Annotated in this window: 15 protein-coding genes and 1 tRNA gene; 3 read left to right on the top strand and 13 right to left on the bottom strand. The window is 67.2% G+C overall.

Going from position 1 to position 18,082, the window contains the following annotated elements; all coding sequences use genetic code 11:
* Positions 1 to 2: 2 nt before the first annotated feature.
* The 7 genes from IB230_RS03525 to IB230_RS03555 form a co-directional block, all read right to left on the bottom strand.
* Positions 3 to 1,583: a PepSY-associated TM helix domain-containing protein gene (locus IB230_RS03525; RefSeq protein WP_192268786.1), complete on the bottom strand. Its 1,581-nt coding sequence runs from the start codon at positions 1,581 to 1,583 to the stop codon at positions 3 to 5.
* 10 nt (positions 1,584 to 1,593) lie between these two features.
* Entirely contained in the window at positions 1,594 to 1,857 is a 264-nt protein-coding gene (locus IB230_RS03530) for a hypothetical protein (protein ID WP_192268788.1), read from the bottom strand.
* Complete coding sequence (locus IB230_RS03535; protein ID WP_192268790.1) at positions 1,857 to 2,141, bottom strand: hypothetical protein; 285 nt, start codon at positions 2,139 to 2,141, stop codon at positions 1,857 to 1,859. Before IB230_RS03535 ends, IB230_RS03530 begins: the two co-directional genes overlap by 1 nt.
* 28 nt (positions 2,142 to 2,169) lie before the next feature.
* On the bottom strand, positions 2,170 to 3,453 hold the full coding sequence (locus IB230_RS03540) for an MFS transporter (RefSeq protein WP_192268792.1): 1,284 nt from the start codon (positions 3,451 to 3,453) through the stop codon (positions 2,170 to 2,172).
* 34 nt (positions 3,454 to 3,487) lie between these two features.
* Positions 3,488 to 5,593, bottom strand: coding sequence for a TonB-dependent siderophore receptor (locus IB230_RS03545; protein WP_192268794.1), 2,106 nt, complete (start codon positions 5,591 to 5,593; stop codon positions 3,488 to 3,490).
* Between the two features lie 130 nt (positions 5,594 to 5,723).
* A complete protein-coding gene (locus tag IB230_RS03550) occupies positions 5,724 to 6,758 on the bottom strand; it encodes a LacI family DNA-binding transcriptional regulator (RefSeq protein ID WP_343227282.1) in 1,035 nt (344 codons plus the stop codon).
* Between the two features lie 99 nt (positions 6,759 to 6,857).
* Positions 6,858 to 7,334 (bottom strand): OsmC family protein, encoded by a 477-nt coding sequence (locus IB230_RS03555; RefSeq protein WP_192268796.1) that lies wholly within the window; start codon positions 7,332 to 7,334, stop codon positions 6,858 to 6,860.
* A gap of 109 nt (positions 7,335 to 7,443) precedes the next feature.
* Between IB230_RS03555 and IB230_RS03560 the strand changes: the two genes are divergently transcribed.
* Positions 7,444 to 8,304 carry an MBL fold metallo-hydrolase gene (locus IB230_RS03560; protein ID WP_192268798.1) on the top strand — a complete coding sequence of 287 codons (861 nt, stop codon included), beginning with the start codon at positions 7,444 to 7,446 and terminating at the stop codon, positions 8,302 to 8,304.
* Positions 8,305 to 8,311: 7 nt separating this feature from the next.
* Here the strand turns inward: IB230_RS03560 and IB230_RS03565 are convergent, their stop codons facing one another.
* The 6 genes from IB230_RS03565 to IB230_RS03590 form a co-directional block, all read right to left on the bottom strand.
* Positions 8,312 to 9,049, bottom strand: coding sequence for a murein L,D-transpeptidase catalytic domain family protein (locus IB230_RS03565; RefSeq protein WP_192268800.1), 738 nt, complete (start codon positions 9,047 to 9,049; stop codon positions 8,312 to 8,314).
* Positions 9,050 to 9,104: 55 nt separating this feature from the next.
* Positions 9,105 to 10,142, bottom strand: coding sequence for a L,D-transpeptidase (locus IB230_RS03570; RefSeq protein ID WP_192268802.1), 1,038 nt, complete (start codon positions 10,140 to 10,142; stop codon positions 9,105 to 9,107).
* Between the two features lie 9 nt (positions 10,143 to 10,151).
* Entirely contained in the window at positions 10,152 to 11,447 is a 1,296-nt protein-coding gene (thrC, locus tag IB230_RS03575) for a threonine synthase (protein ID WP_192268804.1), read from the bottom strand.
* Positions 11,448 to 11,501: 54 nt separating this feature from the next.
* Complete coding sequence (locus IB230_RS03580; RefSeq protein ID WP_192268806.1) at positions 11,502 to 12,431, bottom strand: homoserine kinase; 930 nt, start codon at positions 12,429 to 12,431, stop codon at positions 11,502 to 11,504.
* Between the two features lie 31 nt (positions 12,432 to 12,462).
* On the bottom strand, positions 12,463 to 14,955 hold the full coding sequence (gene thrA / locus IB230_RS03585) for a bifunctional aspartate kinase/homoserine dehydrogenase I (RefSeq protein WP_192268808.1): 2,493 nt from the start codon (positions 14,953 to 14,955) through the stop codon (positions 12,463 to 12,465).
* Positions 14,956 to 15,302: 347 nt separating this feature from the next.
* The gene (locus tag IB230_RS03590) at positions 15,303 to 15,926 is read right to left on the bottom strand and encodes a hypothetical protein (RefSeq protein ID WP_192268810.1); all 624 of its coding nucleotides are present in this window, start codon (positions 15,924 to 15,926) and stop codon (positions 15,303 to 15,305) included.
* A 197-nt stretch (positions 15,927 to 16,123) separates the two neighbouring features.
* Here IB230_RS03590 and IB230_RS03595 point away from each other — a divergent pair.
* Together IB230_RS03595 and IB230_RS03600 are read left to right on the top strand one after the other, a co-directional pair.
* Positions 16,124 to 16,200, top strand: a tRNA-Arg gene (locus tag IB230_RS03595).
* A gap of 255 nt (positions 16,201 to 16,455) precedes the next feature.
* Positions 16,456 to 17,988 (top strand): aldehyde dehydrogenase family protein, encoded by a 1,533-nt coding sequence (locus tag IB230_RS03600; RefSeq protein ID WP_192268812.1) that lies wholly within the window; start codon positions 16,456 to 16,458, stop codon positions 17,986 to 17,988.
* Positions 17,989 to 18,082: the final 94 nt, after the last annotated feature.

Consider the following 18,082-nt stretch of genomic DNA (forward strand, 5'->3'; position numbering starts at 1 on the left):
CTTCAGGCGTTGCCCGGCAACGCCCACACGCTGTTGGATTCTCCGACGCGGGCACGCTGGCGCGACACGCGCGCCAGCCAGGCGAAGCCGACCGCCATCGCCAGGGCACCCGCATCGATCGCGAACAACGCGGTATGGCCGGCCGCCGCGCTCTGCCAGAACCACGCGCCGGTCATGGCGCCGTGCGCCACCGGCACCAGCGCGGTGACCACGGCGGCCGCGCCGAGCAGTTCCACCGCGGCCCGGATCGGCGGACGCCACGCAGCCCAGGCCAGGCAGGCCGCCCAGGTCCCGAAGCACGCGACGTTGATGCCGGTCGCGACGTCGACGCCCCACGCGGCGCTTTTCGCTTCCAGCACTTGCGAAGCCACGAACGCCGCAGAAATGGCGACACAGACGCCGATGCAGAAACCGACCGTCGCCTTGGCCATCCAGAGCTGCGCCGTGCCCTGCTCGGCCTGCCGCTTCTTGCGGCGCGATTCGATCCACAGCAGGTTGCCGGAGTAGAACAGGAACGCGCCACCGACGCCGAGCAGGAAGTAGAGCCATTGCACCCAGGCGCTGCCGTACTCGCCGAAATGCAGCAGGTAGGCGATCGACAGCGTGGCGTGGTTGGCGTCGCGGCTGCCCGGCAACTGGCTGGCGATCAGTTCGCCCGTGTTGGCGTTCAGGGCCACGGCGCCCAACGCGCCCAGTGTGCGGGGCGCCTCGCCGGTGATCTCGACCACGGCATTGGCGTCGCCGGCGTTCGTGAGCTTCAGGTAGACGGGTTCGAATGCGTCCAGCCCACGTTGCTTCGCTTCTTCCTGAGCGCGCACATGCCACATCGCCAGGCCGCCCAGCCGTTCCGGCTTGCCGGCGGCAGCGATCTGCGGTGCGGTGTCCAGCGCGGCCGGCATGGCCTCCATCAGTTTGCCGCCGTAGATCAGCGGGTTGAGCGCCAGGGCGACCACCATCGCCAAGCACAGCAGCGCGCCGGTTGCGGCGAACATCACGTGCATCGGCAGGCCGAGCACGCCGATGAGGTTGTGCGCATCCTGCCAGAACCGCTTGAGGTTACGGCCGGGCCGCAGCGCGAACAGGTCATCCACCAGCTTCGGCAGGTGGATGACGATGCCGGACACCAGCGCCACCCCGTACAGCAGGCTGACGATGCCCATCAGGTAGATGCCCGCCACCGGGATGCCCAGCGAGTAGTGCAGCGCGTTGACCAGTTCGGCCAGCGCCGCCGCGGGCGGTTCGGTGCTGCCTTGCAGGTCGTCCGGCGTTGCGTAGTACCAGGTGCCTTTGGCATCCGGCCAGTAGACCAGCGGCTGTGCCGACTCTTCTCCCGGGAACATCATGCCTACCCAGGCACGCGCATCGGGATGGCGCTCCAGTGTTTCATCGAGCAGGTGTTGCGCGTCGGCCAGCGTGCCGACGGGCTGCTCGATGGCATGCGGCGATTGCCAGACCATCAGGTCGTGGTGGAAGACAGTGATCGCACCCGCGTAAAAGGCGACGAACAGCGCAAATCCGGCCACCAGCCCCACCCAGGTGTGCAGGGTGGTGAAGGTGCGCAGCGTGGAAGACTTCAGTTTCAACGACTCACTCCTACTGCACCCAGTCCAGATGGCGCAGCAGCGCCAACGCCGCCAGCCCCAGCACCGATGCCAGGCTGTAGATCACCCAGGCCCGCGCGCCGCTGCGGAACTGGAAGCCCGCGCAGAACACGCCTACCCAGACCGGGAAGAACACCAGACCGCCGGCCACCAGCGTGGATTGCCACGGCCCCGGCAGCAGCCAACTGATCAGGCCGACGATGGCGGCCGACAGGAAGAAACCCGGCACGATACCGGCCAGCGCACGCGCCCACATCAGCCGTCACCCCGCGCGGCGTGTTCGACCCGCATGCCGGCGATGTAGGGCAGCACGATCATGGCGAACATCCAGCTGCCCAGCATGGCGCAGAAGCCGGCACCGGCGCCGAGCACCTGCGTCCACAGCAGCAGCGATGCGACGGCCAGTGCCGTGCCGCCCCATGTGCCGGCACGGCCGATACGACGCCAGCTCGTCCAGCGACAATGCCGCGAGCCCGCGTAAAGCCCTGCTGCCGACAGCGCGGCGGTCAGCGCAGCCAGCATGCTCAACCCTTCTTCCATCAGATTTCCTTCCAGAACATGATGCCCTTCAGCGCCTGCGGCACCACAGGAACGTACAGACCAGCGTGAGTCCCATCACCGGCACCGCGGCCAGCGCGATGGCGGCCAGCAGATCGTCCGCCAGCAGGTACTGCGAGAGGCCGCCGGATAATACCGGTCCCAGCGCGCAGAACGCGGCGATCAGGAAGCTGTAGCCGGCAAAAGCCCGCGCACGCAGGTCGGCGGGCGCCAGATCCTGCAGCATCGTGGGCAGCAATGCATTGGCCACGCAGGTCGCCAGCAGGAACGCGCCGGTCAGCGCCAGCGCCGCGGATGCGGACGGAGCGAACGCCAGCAGGCCGGCACAAGGCAATGCGATCGCCGTCGCCACGCCCATGATCGCGGGTCGGACGCGGGGACCCAGCCGCTCGCGCAGCGAGCGGTCGATGATCCATGCGATGGGAAGACTGGCCATGTTGCCGACGAGGATCAGCACACCCAACGTGTGCCCTACTCCATTGATGTCGACGGCGAAGCGCCGCGCGATGGCCATGGCGATCATCGGCGTGACCGCCTGCACGGCCACCGCGACGCCGCCCGCCGCGCCGATGAAGAGCAGCAGCTGCCCGAGGCGTTCGCGTACGAAGCCGGCCAGCGACGACATGTGGAGGTCACGCGCGACGGGGACCTGCCGGGGCGGATCCTGCGTGAACGCACCGAGCAGCAACAATGGCACGCCTGCCAACGCCAGCAACAACATCGCGCGTCGCCAAGGCGCGAGGTGTCCGAGACCGGCGGCATCGCCAAGGCCGGTCGCCAGATGCAGCAGATCTCCACCGAGATAGAAACCCGCACTCGCCCCTGTCGCCATCAACGCGGCGAAACCGAGGTTGGCGCCGACGCGCCACCGCTCGCCGACCAGGTCTGGGATCAGCGAGTAGACGATGGGGATCATCGCGAACTCGGTGATCCCCGCGGCGGCACGGCCGGCGAAGAACAGCGGGAAGTTTGGCGCCAGCGCACCCAGCAGCGTCAGGGCCGCCCACGTGCCGATCAATCCCAGCAGGATCATCTTGCGTGAGTAGCGATCCGCCAGCCGCGCCAGCGGTACGGCCAGTGCGCTCGCGATGAGAATGCCGGCGATGCCATGCAGGGCGCCGATCACCGCGTCGCCGACACCGAAGGTATCGCGGATCGCCGGCGACAGGATCGACTGCAGTCCGCGATCGCTCATCTGCACCCCGGCGGTGACGCCGAGGAACGCCACCGCGGCCAGACCCGCCCAAGGCCATGCCACCCGTGACCGGGCCGGCATGGCGAGGGCTTCATTCATGGCGACGGCCTACGCGAAGCTACTCCGGGGTGGCCTACCAGACGTACCGTGCGGTGGCCGTCACCGAACGCTCATAGCCGTAGTAGCACCAGTACACGGCGTTGCAGGCGCTGATGTACTCCTTGTCACCCACGTTCTGCACGTTCAACTGGAAGCGCCAGTTCGAGAAGTCGTAATGCACGGCCGCGTCGAACAGCGTGTACGAAGGCGTTTCCCACAGGTTCGGTGCATCGCCGTAGTGCTTGCCGGTGTAACGCACGCCGGCACCGAAGCCCAGCCCGGACAGTGCGCCGCTGGTGATGGTGTAGTCGCCACCGGCCGACGCCGAGTGCTTGGGTTGCAATGCGATCTGCTTGCCCAGCGTGGCCAGGTCGTTGCTCTTGGTCACTTCCGAATCGATGTAGGCGTACGCGCCGTAGACGCTCAGGCCGCGGCCGATGTTCCAGCGGCCCTCCAGTTCCACGCCGCGCACCTTGGTCTCGCCCTGCTGGATCTGGAACAGCGGATGGGTCGGATCCGGGTCGATGGTCAGCGTGTTCTCCTGCGTCACCTCGTACAGCGCCAGGGTGGCCAGCACCTTGCCGTTGGCCGGCTGGTACTTCAGGCCGGCTTCGACCTGCTCACCGGTCGTCGGCTCGAACGCGCGACCGAAGAAGTCCGCACCCATGGTGGGCTGGAACGACTGCGACCAGCCCACGTAAGGGGCCAGGCCATTGTCGAACACGTAGTTCACGCCGACGCGCGCGGAGAACTTGTCGTCGCTCTGGTGGCCACCACTCGTGTCCGTGCCCACCCAGTCCTGGCGTCCACCCACGGTGAACACCCAGCGATCCAGCTTGATCTGGTCCTGCACATAGAGGCCCAGTTGCTTCTGCGTCTGGCGGGTACTGGCGGTGGTGACGGGATCGAAGGTCGGCGCCAGATTCGGCATGGAACCGTACACCGGGTTGTAGGCGTCCAGGCCCGTAGCGGCAAACACGAAATTGGAATCGTAGTTCCACTGCCCACGGCGGTAATCCAGGCCCGCCAGCAGCGTGTGTTCCGCGCGGCCCGTGCTGAATTTCCACTGCAGGTTGTTGTCCAGGCCGAAGGTCTTCTCGTCTTCGCGGGTGGACCACAGGTAACGGGACAGGGTGCGCTGGTCGGGAAGCAGGCCGAACGTGCCGACGGTGATGCTGGGTTCGACTTCCGAATCCATCAGGCGCGCGCTCTGGTTGAACACCACGCCGCCACCGAAGTCGTGGCGGAACTCGTAGCCCAGCGACTTCAGCGTCTTGATGTAATCGTTCGCGTTCGGCTCGCCGGTATAGAGGCTGGGGCTGATCCTGCCGTTCGGATTCGGATGCAGCGTGCCCGCAGCCGGCAGGAAGCCCGCGCCGGCTTTGGTGTCCGCCTTCTGATAACGCGCCAGTACGGTCAGCTCGTTGGCCTCGTCCGGCTTCCAGGTGATGGCGGGTGCGAAGTAGTAACGGTCGTCGTGGATGTAGTCGACCGGCGTATCGCTATTGCGACCCAGCGCCGTCAGGCGGTACAGCAGCGTGCCGCTCTCGTTGAGCTTGCCACCGAAGTCGAGCGCGACCTGCCGCAGGTCGTCGCTGCCCACCTGCACTTCCACTTCGCGCAGCGTGTCTTCGGTGGGACGCTTGCTGACGTAATTGACCAGACCGCCGGGGGGCATGGCGCCGTAGTTCACGGAAGCCGGCCCCTTCAGGACCTCGATCTGTTCCAGACCATAAGGTTCGATGCGGGTGATGCCGGTCCCCGAGCCTTCCGGCAGCGCAAGGCCATCCATGTAGCGCGCCGGCGTGAAGCCGCGCACCAGCAGCCAGTCGCTGCGGCTGTCGCTGCCATAAGCGCCGCCCTGGGCGCCGGCGGTGAACCATACCGCCTCTTCGACACCATGGACGCCGCGATCCTGGAGGTGGCGCGAGGTGATCACCGAGATCGATTGGGGGATCTCCTTGAGCGATGTCGCGGTCTTGGTCGCGGTGCCGGTGTCCTTGGGAATCGGCGCCTGCACCTGGACAGCATCCAGCGTGGTGGCGTCATCGGCGGCGGACTGGGCCAGCGCGAGGCCGGGCGTCGCCAGCGCAACGGCAATGGCGAGACTGAGGGAACGGAAGGACGCGGTACGGGTCATGGGGGACGGCTCGGAGACGGCCGGTGCCCGTGTCGCCGCCTACCGGTCGACATCAGGCCGCGGGCAATGCCCGGCGCCAGCCAGAATAAGAATCATTCTTATTTTATGGCCGACAGCCCTGTTCAGGCAATCACTTCGGCGCCGTGGAACCTCGCAGGGCCAGTCGGACCGGGATGGTCTGGCTCTCGGCCGGCTCCCCATCGATGAGGGCCAACAGGCTCTCCACCAGCAGCGCGCCTGCCCGCTTGGTGTCCTGCTGCACGGTCGACAGACCCGGGTTGACGAAACTCGCCAGCGGAATGTCGTCGAAACCCGCCACCGCCACGTCCTCCGGCACCCGCAAGCCGCGATCCAGCAACGCCTTCATGGCGCCGACCGCGATCAGGTCGCTGGCGCCGAACACCGCATCGAAGGCCACTCCTCTCGCCAGCAGCTCGCAGGCGGCCTCCTGCCCGGACTGTTCGGTCGTGATCGCATCGACCTGAAGTGCTGGATCCGTCTGCAGTCCGGCCGCCTCCAGCGCTTGCCGATGCCCGAGGTAGCGCTCGAAGAACTCGGGATAGTGGTTCGACGCATGCCCCAGGAAGGCGATGCGACGACGGCCCTGCTCCAGCAGATGCTCGGTGATGTCGTAGCCGCCTTGGGCGTTGTCGCAGCCGATCGATACGCCCGGCGTGCCCGGCTGCACCGCGCCCCAGCGGACGAAGTGCGTGCCTTGCTCGACCAGCCGCTCCAGCCGGCCGCGCGATTCCAGGTAGTCGCCGTAGCCCAGCAGGATGATGCCGTCGGCCTTCTTGCTGTCCTCGTAATCGGCCTGCCAGTCGTTGGACAGTTGCTGGAACGAGATCAGCAGGTCGTAGCCGCGCAGTGCACAGGCACGGGTGATGCTGCCCAGCATCGACAGGAAGAACGGATTGATCGCCGACTCGTCAGGCGTCGGGTCTTCGAAGAACAGCAGCGCCAGCGTGCCGGAATGCTGACGGCGCAGGTTGGATGCGTTCTTGTCGACCTTGTAGTTGAGCTGCTCGGCGATGGCGAGGATGCGCTTGCGCGTTTCCTCGTTGACCATCGGGCTGCCACGCAAGGCACGCGACACGGTCGGCTGCGACACGCCGGCCAGATGGGCGATGTCCAGCGAAGTGGCCTTCCCCTTGATGGGCGCTATCACGAATGGTGTCGACGACGAACGGCAGGAGCTCCGATGATGACACGCCGCCTGCAGCGGTTCGACCCCGGCGCAGCGGCGTAACCGGTTACAGCCCTCTCAGCTGACAGATGTCCGCGCTGCACCATGCAACTGCACGCCATCCGCGTCGGTGATGCTGACCGAGACCTCGACGCCGTGGCGCACGCTCTCGGTCACCACGCAGAAATTCTCGAACTGGGCCAGGATCCGCTCAAGCGACGCGTGCGCGGTGCCCGCCTCGGCCAGCCGGATGTCGGCATGGATATGCCCCACGCGCAGCCGCCCCTGCTCATTGCGCACCAAGTCCGCAGTCGCCTGCGTGACCAGCTTGCCCGGCGTGTTCTTGAACTTGCGCAGCGCGAACAGCAGGCTGGCCGACAGGCAGTTGGCGACCGCCGACAGCAGCAGGCGGGTGGGATTAGGCCCCTCGCCCTTGCCCAGCGGGGCCGGCTCGTCGGTCAGCAGGTCGGCGATGGTGGTCTCGTCGAAACGGATGCGGAAGGCGTAGTCGTCTTCCTGTTCGAGTGTCAGGCGGATGGTCTGCGTGTCGCTCATGGCGATTCCCTGGCTGGTCTCGACGCCATCATCGCATCGCGCGGCGGCAGCGGCTTGGCTTTACGTGCGAAGACGTAGAATGCCGATCGACATCGTAGCCGGAGGCCTCATGGCCATCCCTGCCCTGCACGCCTGGTTCGACGAGGCCACCAACACCATCACCTACGTGGTCTGGGACGCGTCCACCCGCCATGCGGCGATCATCGACCCGGTGTTGGATTACGACCACCGGTCCGGGCGTGCATCGCATCGGTCAGCCGATGCGATCCTGGGTTTCGTTGCCGACCATGATCTGTCGGTGCAGTGGGTCCTGGAGACACATGCGCACGCCGACCACCTCAGCGCCGCGCCCTACCTGAAGGAGAAGACCGGCGCGCCGATCGGCATCGGCGAACGCATCACCGACGTGCAGCGCACCTTCGCGCCGGTGTTCGGGCTGGACGATGTCAGTGGCGACGGCCGCGAGTTCGACCGCCTGTTCCGCGACGGCGACGTGTTTCCGCTGGGGGTACTGCAGGTGGAAGTACTGCATACGCCCGGTCATACGCCGGCCTGCGTGTCCTATCGCATCGACGAGGCGGCGTTCGTCGGAGATACGCTGTTCATGCCCGACTACGGCACCGCACGCGCGGATTTCCCCGGCGGCGACGCACGCACGCTGTATCGCTCGATCCAGAAGCTGCTGGCCCTGCCCCCGCAGACGACGTTGTACCTGTGCCACGACTACAAGGCGCCGGGACGCGACCACTATGCGTGGGAGACCACGGTCGCCGACGAGAAGGCACGCAACGTGCACGTGGGAGGGGGCGTGGACGAGGACAGCTTCGTGGCGATGCGCGAGGCGCGCGATGCGACGCTGTCCGCGCCGACGCTGCTGCTGCCCTCGCTGCAGGTCAACATCCGTGCCGGCCGTCTGCCCGAAAGCGAGGCCAACGGCCGGCGCTACCTGAAGATCCCGCTGAAGCTCTGAAGGTGGTTCAATCGCCCGTTGCGGAAGCGACGGGATGGGTCGCGACTCCGTTCCCGCAATCCTCCCCGAGCAGGCGCGACTGCTTCAGCCAGGCGGGGTCGGGGTAATACGCGAAAAGAAACGAACCGCCGCGGATGCTGTCGATCAACGGCTGCGCCACCGCGGCGCGTACCGCCGGACAGCCCAGACTGCGGCCAAGTCGCCCCTGCGCGCTGACCAGCGCCTCACTGACATAAGGTGCGCCATGGATGACGATCGCGCGTTCGCGTGCCTTGTCGTTGAAACCCGGTTCCAGGCCTTGCAGTCGCAGCGAATAGCCATTGGCGCCACGATAGGACTCCTGGGTGACGAAGGCGCCGAGGCTCGACATGTAGCTGCCGGTGGCATTGGAGAAGCGCGTCGCCAGGTTTTCGCCGGTATTGCGCCCGTGCGCGACCCGCTCTTCGAACAGCAGTCGCGCGCCTTCCAGGTCGAACACCCATAGACGTGGCTGCGTCGACGGCAGCGAGTAGTCGATCACGCTGAGCCGGCGCATCGGTACCGGCTCACCGCGCCGGATCGAGCACGTCATCGCCCGCGCCGCCATCGACAACACGTCGCGGTCCAGGGAAGGCGCAGCGCGGTGCAGGCGCTCGACCAGGCGCTCGGACGCGATCGACGAGGGCGATTCCGCATGCGCGGCACCTGCGGCCGCGAGTCCGGCGACAGCGAGGCATAGCGGCAGCAGGAAGGGGGATCGACTCATCGCAGCATCCGGACATCGGGAAGAAACGCCGGCCTCCCGATTCCGTCCGTACAGCTCAGCGTACGGCCGTTGTGGGGCTGGCTTCGTCCGATTCCAAGACCGGCACGGACGGCTGGTCACCCGGGGTTGCGCGCACGCCCGGCAGGTCGGACAGCAGCACCGTGGTACCGGGCGTCAGCACGCCATACAGGCGACGGGCGAAATCCTGCGGAATCCAGAACGAATCTCCCAGCGCACGCAGCGGCGGCATCGGCGCGCCGGCCTCGCCCAGCACGCGGTGCGCGACCCAGCGATGTTCCTTCTGCTGCGGATCGAGCAGGCTCGGGATGTCTTCCATCTCGGTAGTCATCACCAGCAGCACGGTGCCGTTGAGTGCGAAGTCGCGCACCATCTGCAACGGCGCTGCGCCGATCAGTACTCCGTTGCGCAGCACCGATACGCGTTGGTCGTACAGGCTGACCAAAATGCTGACCGGGCCTTCGGGCGACGCCGCCTCGTTCCAGTAGACCTCGTAGGTCGACAGGTCCGGATGCGACGCCTGCCCGCCGGCCGTCACCGGCGCGAGTACCGCCGGATGTACCAGGCTGGCCGGCGATGCCTTGGCGTTGGCGACCACGACCGAGTCGCCGAAACGGGTGATGCCGAACAGCTTTTCGGCGAACGCCTGCGGCAGACGGACGCAGCCATGCGAGGCGGGATAACCGGGCAGGTGGCCGCCGTGCAGCGCGATGCCGTCCCAGGTCAGCCGCTGCATGTACGGCATCGGCGCGTTGTTGTAGAGGTTGGAACGGTGGTCCTTGTTCTTCTGCAGGATCGTGAACACGCCGGTCGGGGTGTCCTTGCCCGCCTTGCCCGAGCTGATCGTCGACACGCCGATGGCGATGCCGTTGCGGTAGACGTAGGCACGCTGCTCGTCGAGGCTGACTACCAGCACCACCGGCCCCTCCGGCGCGATCTGCGGATACCAGAGGTAGTCGCCGGGCTTCAGCGCTCGCACGTCCGGCGGCGATACTGCGGTGGCCGTCTGCGCCTTGGCGGCAGGCGCCAAGACCAGCAGGGTCGAAAGAGCGAGTGCGGGCAGGAGGCGTGTCATCGGCGCAGCTTACAGCCCCGCGAGCACGACGCGCCGCAGCGCTTCATAGTCGTTGGGAACCGGCTCGGCGTAAGCAGGCCGCGCCAGCAGGTCGGCGAGCGCAGGCGGCACGTCGATCCCGTGCCCGATCAGCGGCTCGACCACGCTTTCGAACTTGGCCGGATGCGCCGTGGATGCCACGGCCCAGTCACCGGCCTCGCCCTGCGCACGCAAATCTTCCAGCACCTTCACCGCCGTCGCCGTGTGCGGGCAATGCACTTCACCATGGTCGCGGTTGCGGCGCGCGATCACGTCGCGGATCGTGGCGTCGTCGACGCTGGCCGAGGCGAACGCCGCGCGCAGCGCTGCGTCGTCGCCGGCATACAGCCAGCGCAGGCGCTCGAAGTTGCTGGGCGCCCCCACATCCATCGCGTTGGCCAGCGTCGCGACGCTCGCCGCCGGCGTGTAGGTCCCGCCGGCGAAGAAGTCGGGCAACACCCGGTTGGCGTTGGTCGCCAGCACGATCCTGCCCAGCGGCACCCCCAGCGCACGCGCCAGGATCGCCGCCATCGCATTGCCCAGGTTGCCGGTGGGAATGACCACGTTCAACGCTCGACCGCCGTCCGCATGGTGCGTGAGCGCCGCGTGCGCGTAGTAGCTCATCTGCGGCAGCAGGCGTCCCAGGCTGATGCTGTTGGCCGAGCTCAATGGCGCCTGCGCCTGCAGCTCGGCGTCGTTGAGTGCGCGCTTCACCAGCGCCTGGCAGTCGTCGAAAGACCCGGCCACGCGCAGTGCGCTGATGTTGTCGCCGAAGCAGCCCAACTGGTGCGCCTGCCGCGGCGACACGCGCCCGTCCGGATACAGCACCACCACGCGCAGGCCCGGCTGGCGGTGGAACGCCGCCGCCACCGCTGCGCCCGTATCGCCCGAGGTGGCGACGAGGATCGTCAGCGGCTTCGCTTCCTGGCGACGCAGGCGCGCCATGCAGGCCGCCAGGAAACGGGCGCCGAAATCCTTGAACGCAGCGGTTGGCCCATGGAAGAGCTCAAGCACGTGATCACCCGGCGTACCGAGCGGATGGAGCGGCACGGTAAAGTCGAAAGCATCGCGGCAGATCGCGGGCAGCTCCGTTTCCAGCGTGTCACCGGCAAAGAACGGCGCCAGCAGCGTGGCGGCGGTCTCGGCGACGTCGCGCCCCGGGACCAGCGTGCGCGCAGGCGGCAATCGCTCGGGGACGTAGAGACCGCCATCGGGTGCCAGTCCGGCGGCGATAGCCTGGCTGAGCGTGGCGGCAGGCGAGGCGTTGCGGGTCGAAATGAAGTTCATGGTCAGTCGCTGAAAAGGCGCCGCGGACGAAGCGCGACGACCGGAGTGGAAAAGTCAGTTCGCGGACAGCAGCTCGGCACCGGTCGCGTTGATCGGCGACACCCAGGCCTGGCTGTCGAAACCCGCCGCTGCGAACGCCGCCTGGACCGCTGGCGCCGCCGCTTCGGCTTCGCTGCGCGATTCGAACCACGCGAACACGCTGGGGCCGGCGCCGGAAATGCTGGCCCCCATCGCACCGGCCTCCAGTGCCGCCTGTTTCGCCGCGTCGAAGCCGACGATCAGCGGCGCACGCCGTGGCTCGACGAGGACATCGCGCAGACCGTCGCGCACCAGCGCGGGATCGCCGGCATGGCAACCAGCCAGGACCAGCGCCAGGTTGGCGCTCTGCGCGACAAACTCCTTCAGCTCGTACGCGCCCTGCAGCGCGGCGCGCGCGCGCCGCGTTTCCAGGATCGCCTCCGGGTGCACCAGCACGCTGTGCCAATGCTCAGGTATCGGCACACGCACCAGACGATCCGCCGTGGACAGCACCAGGCCACCCAACAGCATGGGGCCCAGGTTGTCGCCGTGCTTGCCGCCGCTGGCGACCGCCTCGCCGACCAGCGCGTGCGGATAAAGCGCCTCATGCGACAGCGGCACGTCGAGCAGCGCATTGGCCGCGACCAGCGCGGCCACGCACGAGGCGGCGGAACCGCCCATGCCGGAACCGAGCGGTATGCCCTTCTCGATCTCCACCTCGAAACCGAACGGCAGCGCCAGCGCCTCGCGCAGCGAGATCAGCGCTGCGCCTGCCGTATTGCCCGGCGCATCCAGCGGCAGGTCGACGGTGGCGCCGCGGATCGCGGCGATGCGCACCTCCGACGCCTCGATGCGGCGGACCGTCACGGTATCGCCTACGCCTTCGATCACATGGCCCAGGATGTCGAACCCTACGCCCACATTGCCCACCGATGCCGGCGAGAACGCGCTTGCCTGCTGCCTCATACCCACTCCACGTCCCTCGTCATCCGATATCTCACAGCTTTGCACCCTGCCCCGCGGCCACGCGCAGTACGTCGGCAAACACACCCGCCGCGGTGACCTCCGGACCGGCGCCCGGTCCCTGCACGATCAGCGGATTGTCGCAGTAACGCCGCGTGGTGAACTGCACGATATTGTCGGTCAGGCGCAGGTTGCCGAAGGCATGCGCGGCGGGTACTTCGACCAGTCCGACGCTCGCGCGGCCTGCCGCATCCAGTCTGGCGACATAGCGCAGTACATTGCCCGCCGCACGCGCCTTGGCCAGCCGCTCGGCGAACACCGCATCGACTTCGCCGAGCCGCGACATGAAGTCGTCGACACTGGCCTGGCGCAGCGCTTCGGGCACCAGACTTTCCACCTGCACGTCCTCCAGCGCCAGCTCACGCCCGGCTTCGCGCGCCAGGATCACCAGCTTGCGCGCCACATCGGTACCCGACAGGTCGTCGCGTGGATCCGGTTCGGTATAGCCCAGGCTCCGAGCCTCGGTGACCAATTGCGAGAACGGCACGCTACCGTCGAACTTGTTGAACAGCCACGCCAGCGTGCCGGAGAAGATGCCTTCCACCGATACCACTGCGTCACCGGTATCCAGCAGGTCGCGCAGTGTGGAGATCACCGGCAGACCTGCACCGACCGTCGCCTCGTAGCGGAAGCGTGCGCCGCTGGCCGAGGCCGCATCGCGGATCGCTTGGTAGCGTGCCAACGGGCCGGCGCCGGCCTGCTTGTTCGGCGTGATCACGTGGATGCCGGCCGCCAGCCACCCGGCGTAGCGGTCCGCGACCTCCGGGCTGGCGCTGCAGTCCACAATTACCGCGTGCGGCATGTGCGCCGACAACAGGTGCTGGGTGAAACGGTCCAGATCAGCCGCCTGCGGGCTGGCGTCGAAGCGCGCGCGCCAGTCGGCGCCGATGCTGCGCTCGTCCAGCAGCATGCGCTTGCTGGAGGCGATCGCACGCAGGCGCAGGTCGAGGTTGGCCTTGCCCAGCAGCTGCGGTTGCGCCGCACGCAACTGTTCGATCAGCGTGGCGCCGACGTTGCCCGGCCCGATCACGCCGACAGCGAAGGTCTGCGGTGACAGCCAGAACCCGGCGTGTGCGGCGCGCAGGGCCTTGGTGGCGTCGGCGCTGTCGATGGCGACGGAAATATTGCGTTCCGACGAGCCTTGCGCGATCGCCAGGATATTCACCTGGGCGTGGGCCAGCGCGCCGAACAGGCGCGCGGATACGCCCGGGGTTCCCGCCATGCCATCGCCGACGGCGGCCAGGACGCTGACGCCATCCCGGCGCTGTACGCGCTGGATCTGCCGGGTGTCCAGTTCATGCGCGAACGCCTCCAGCAGCGCCGCCTGTCCCTTCGCCGCCTCGCTGGCCTTGACCACGCAGCAGATCGAATGCTCCGACGAGCCCTGCGAGATCATCACGACCGACACGTGCGCGTTGCGCAGGGCGGAAAACACGCGTTCCGCGGTGCCCGGCACGCCGATCAGGCCGGTACCCTCCAGGTTCAACAGCGCCAAGTCGGCGCTCAGCGTCAGGCCCTTGACCGGACCGACCGCGTCCCGTTCGGCGGTGATGCGTGTGCCGGGATGCTCCGGATGGAAGGTGTTGCGGATGATGATCGGCAGTCCACGCTCCATCGCCGGCGACATCGTCTGCGGATGCACGACCTTCGCACCGAAGTACGCCAGCTCGCAGGCTTCGTCGTAGCTCAACGCTTCCAGCTGCACCGCTTCGGGCACCAGCCGCGGGTCGGCCGACAGCACGCCGTCGACATCGGTCCAGATGTGCAGCTCCGCCGCGTCGTACAGCGCCGCGAAGATCGCGCCCGAGTAGTCGCTGCCGTTGCGTCCCAGGGTGGTGAAGCGGCCCTCGCGATCGCGCGCCACGAAGCCCGTCGCCACCACCCGGCGTTGCGGATGCGAGGCCTGCCACGCCGCCAACCGCTGCGCGCTGGTTTCCCAGTCGACCACCACGCCAAGCTCGCCGTGGTCGACCCGCAGCACCTCGCGCGCGTCCAGCACGGCGCAGTCCTCCCCCTGCAAGGTCAGGTACTCGCCCAGCAGGCGCGCCGAGCACACTTCGCCCAGGCCCTGCACGCGCTGCAGGACCAGCTCCGGCAGGCCGCCGATGACGATGAGCGCGTTGAGGATCTCGTGCAGTCGCTGGAATCGCTCGTCCACCCATTCGATCACCGGCCCCGCAGCCTCGCCCAACAGCGCCACCGCTGCGCCGCGATGGCGTGCGCGCAGCGCATGCCAGCTGTCCTGCCACTCCGGACGGTTGGCGGCGGCGAGTTCGCACAGTTCGATCAGGGCGTCGGTGACGCCCTTCATCGCGGAGACGACGGTGACCTGCAGGTCCTCGTCGCGCGCGAGGAGCAGCTGCGCGACATGACGGTAGCGGTCGGCATCGGCGACGGAGGTGCCGCCGAACTTGTGGACGACGGTGCGGCGTTTGGGTTGTTCGACTTCGGCGTTGCGGAACGACATGGGTCAGGAACCTCGGTAAGGAGGCCCGGCACGCATCAGGAAGTCGGGTGGCCCTGCATCCTGATCCGGGTGCGGGGCCGTGGTCTGCGAACTACGCGAACACAACCAACCGCACCCGACGAGTCAGGGTGGTAATGGTGGTGGTAATACCCGTGCGTCCGGCGCCTGCGCGCGATACCGCCGGCGGGAGAGCCGGTGTCGGGAACGTCGCGTGGTGTGCATGGGAGCGCATGGCGAAAGAAAAACACGCCACCCCGGGGGGCTGTCAAGCGTTGCGACGCAACAAAGCCAATGATTTCAGATGGATGCAACTGAAACCAATCGTGCTGCCCCGGCTGCACATGCCGTTACGGCGTCACCGTCAGCCATTCGTCATATGCACGCTCCAGCGCCACCGAGTAGACGCCGTCCCGTCCAGCGTGCATCGCCACACGTGTCGCCCACTGTCCTGGGCACTTGGCGTGGATGTCGTAGCGGGGATTGCCCTTCGAACAGCTCCCCAAGGCAATCGGCCCGATCAGTACGCGCGCTCCCTGCCGGATGGTGACGACGGCGTAATCCTCAGTCGCTCCAAGTTCGCCTTGCGGGTTTGCATTGAAGTAGGCGCCCTGTATGACGACGGTCAGCGCCCCGCACTCCGAACTTATGGACTTCGCTCCCGTGCGTCGGACCTCGTCCCGCAGATCGTCCTTTTCATACGTGATCAACGCACCCAGGTCGACAATCTGTGTTTCGTACCCGCGCAATGGGTTAGGAGGTTGATCCGAGAGGATGATGCTCGATCGCTCGGATGAGCATTGAAAGGTGATGTCGTAAACATTCTCGTCCTGCAGCTGCCCATTGGACTCCTCACCCGGAGCCGCATGAACAAACGGAACGAGACCGAAGGCGAGCAAACCGAGACAACACATCGCCGCAAATGCCGTTGGACGGTGCGTGGACGTTGCCGACCGATGGTTCCTGCAAGCCATGCGAGCTCCCGAAGTGGTCCGTGACAAGAGTTTGCCTTGCGATGCCGCAGCCGGATATCGGATTTCCCCGCGCCGCCATCAAAGTACACCGATGCCCATCCCAACTGCCGGAAAGACGCGTGATGCGCAACGCACCCCGGGGTCGCGCATTACGCTTGGGGCCCTTGAGGGACTGCGCTATTCTTGGCGCCGCCGATGGCCCCGTAGCTCAGCTGGATAGAGCGGTCCCCTCCTAAGGGACAGGTCGTGCGTTCGAATCGCGCCGGGGTCACCATCTTCCATCGCACGCGGCACCTCGCGGCCACCTTGGCACGCTCGGCGAATCGCCGAATGCCACCACGCAGGGTCGGCGAAGCGAACAAACCCCGGCAGCGGATCAACGGCGGCGCACGCAACCTGCTGTTGCACAAGAACCATTGGAAAAACACGGACTTACGCGCGGCCTGACCGACCCGTTCTGGTAGAATCGCGCACCTCTTTCGGTGCCACGCCGTCCGGTGGCATCCCGTGCAATGACCCTGGAGCTTCCATGCCTGCTGACCTCCTCAAGGCCCTCGGCCTCGCCACCACCAACTCCGGTACCTACCTCGGCAGCGGTGAGTGGTCCACGACCACCGACGCCGGTCTGCTGCAGTCGATCAACCCGACCACCAACGAGGTGATCGCCGAGGTCCACGCCAGCAGCCAAGCCGACTATGAGAAGGTCGTCGCGCGTGCGCAGGCCGCCTTCAAGATCTGGCGCACCACCCCGGCCCCGCGCCGTGGCGAAGCGATCCGCCTGTGCGGCGAAGCGCTGCGCAAGCACAAGGACGCGCTGGGCTCGCTGGTCGCGCTGGAAATGGGCAAGAGCAAGCCCGAGGGCGACGGCGAAGTACAGGAGATGATCGACATCGCCGACTTCGCCGTGGGCCAGAGCCGCATGCTGTACGGCTACACCATGCACTCCGAGCGTCCCGGCCACCGCATGTACGAGCAGTACCAGCCGCTGGGCCTGGTCGGCATCATCAGCGCGTTCAACTTCCCGGTCGCGGTGTGGGCGTGGAATTCGTTCCTGGCCGGCATCTGCGGCGACATCTGCATCTGGAAGCCGTCCAACAAGACGCCGCTGACCGCGATCGCAAGTATGAAGATCTGCAACGACGCGCTGAAGGAAGGCGGCTTCCCCGACATCTTCTTCCTGATCAACGACGCCGGCGTCGAGCTGGCGCAGCAGTTCGTCGACGACAAGCGCATCCCGCTGATCAGCTTTACCGGTTCCACCCAGGTCGGCCGCACCGTCGGCGAGCGCGTCGCGCGCCGCATGGGCCGCAGCCTGCTGGAGCTGGGCGGCAACAACGCCATCATCCTGGACGAAACCGCCGACCTGAAGCTGGCCGTGCCCGGCATCGTGTTCGGCGCCGTCGGCACCGCCGGCCAGCGCTGCACCACCACGCGCCGCCTGATCGTGCACGAATCCATCTACGACACCGTGCTGGCCACGCTGATCAAGGCGTACAAGCAGGTGGAAGGCAAGATCGGCGACCCGACCGACCCGGCCAATCTGATGGGCCCGCTCAACAGCCAGGGCGCCGTGCAGCAGTTCCTGAACTCCATCGCCAAGGCCAAGGCCAGCGGCGGCACCGTGGAGACCGGCGGTACCGCGATCGACCGCGCCGGCAACTTCGTGCTGCCGGCCATCGTCACCGGCCTGAAGAACTCCGATGAGGTCGTCCAGCACGAGACCTTCGCGCCGATCCTGTACGTGATGAAGTACAAGACCCTCGACGACGCCATCGACATGCAGAACGCCGTGCCGCAGGGCCTGTCGTCGTCGATCTTCACCCAGAACCTCAAGGCGGCCGAGCAGTTCCTGTCGGCGGCCGGCAGCGACTGCGGCATCGCCAACGTCAACATCGGCACCAGCGGTGCGGAGATCGGCGGCGCCTTCGGCGGCGAGAAGGAAACCGGCGGCGGTCGCGAATCCGGTTCGGACGCATGGAAGGTCTACATGCGCCGGCAGACCAACACCATCAACTACTCCGACTCGCTGCCGCTCGCCCAGGGCATCAAGTTCGACCTCTGACCCGATGCCGGGCCGGCATGCGCGCATGCCGGCCGCCCTGAACGGGCCATCATCTGGGATAATCGCGCCACCTTTGCGGGTGGCGCTTTTTTTT

The sequence above is a fragment of the Pseudoxanthomonas sp. PXM01 genome, assembly GCF_014851815.1.
GTDB lineage: Bacteria > Pseudomonadota > Gammaproteobacteria > Xanthomonadales > Xanthomonadaceae > Pseudoxanthomonas_A.

Coding starts and splice junctions, on each gene's coding strand:
- thrC (WP_192268804.1), bottom strand. CDS start 11,447: ATGAACTTCATTTCGACCCGCAACGCCTCGCCTGCCGCCACGCTCAGC.
- IB230_RS03600 (WP_192268812.1), top strand. CDS start 16,456: ATGCCTGCTGACCTCCTCAAGGCCCTCGGCCTCGCCACCACCAACTCC.
- IB230_RS03530 (WP_192268788.1), bottom strand. CDS start 1,857: ATGTGGGCGCGTGCGCTGGCCGGTATCGTGCCGGGTTTCTTCCTGTCG.
- IB230_RS03590 (WP_192268810.1), bottom strand. CDS start 15,926: ATGGCTTGCAGGAACCATCGGTCGGCAACGTCCACGCACCGTCCAACG.
- IB230_RS03535 (WP_192268790.1), bottom strand. CDS start 2,141: ATGGAAGAAGGGTTGAGCATGCTGGCTGCGCTGACCGCCGCGCTGTCG.
- IB230_RS03580 (WP_192268806.1), bottom strand. CDS start 12,431: ATGAGGCAGCAGGCAAGCGCGTTCTCGCCGGCATCGGTGGGCAATGTG.
- IB230_RS03560 (WP_192268798.1), top strand. CDS start 7,444: ATGGCCATCCCTGCCCTGCACGCCTGGTTCGACGAGGCCACCAACACC.
- thrA (WP_192268808.1), bottom strand. CDS start 14,955: ATGTCGTTCCGCAACGCCGAAGTCGAACAACCCAAACGCCGCACCGTC.
- IB230_RS03540 (WP_192268792.1), bottom strand. CDS start 3,453: ATGAATGAAGCCCTCGCCATGCCGGCCCGGTCACGGGTGGCATGGCCT.
- IB230_RS03545 (WP_192268794.1), bottom strand. CDS start 5,593: ATGACCCGTACCGCGTCCTTCCGTTCCCTCAGTCTCGCCATTGCCGTT.
- IB230_RS03565 (WP_192268800.1), bottom strand. CDS start 9,049: ATGAGTCGATCCCCCTTCCTGCTGCCGCTATGCCTCGCTGTCGCCGGA.
- IB230_RS03570 (WP_192268802.1), bottom strand. CDS start 10,142: ATGACACGCCTCCTGCCCGCACTCGCTCTTTCGACCCTGCTGGTCTTG.
- IB230_RS03555 (WP_192268796.1), bottom strand. CDS start 7,334: ATGAGCGACACGCAGACCATCCGCCTGACACTCGAACAGGAAGACGAC.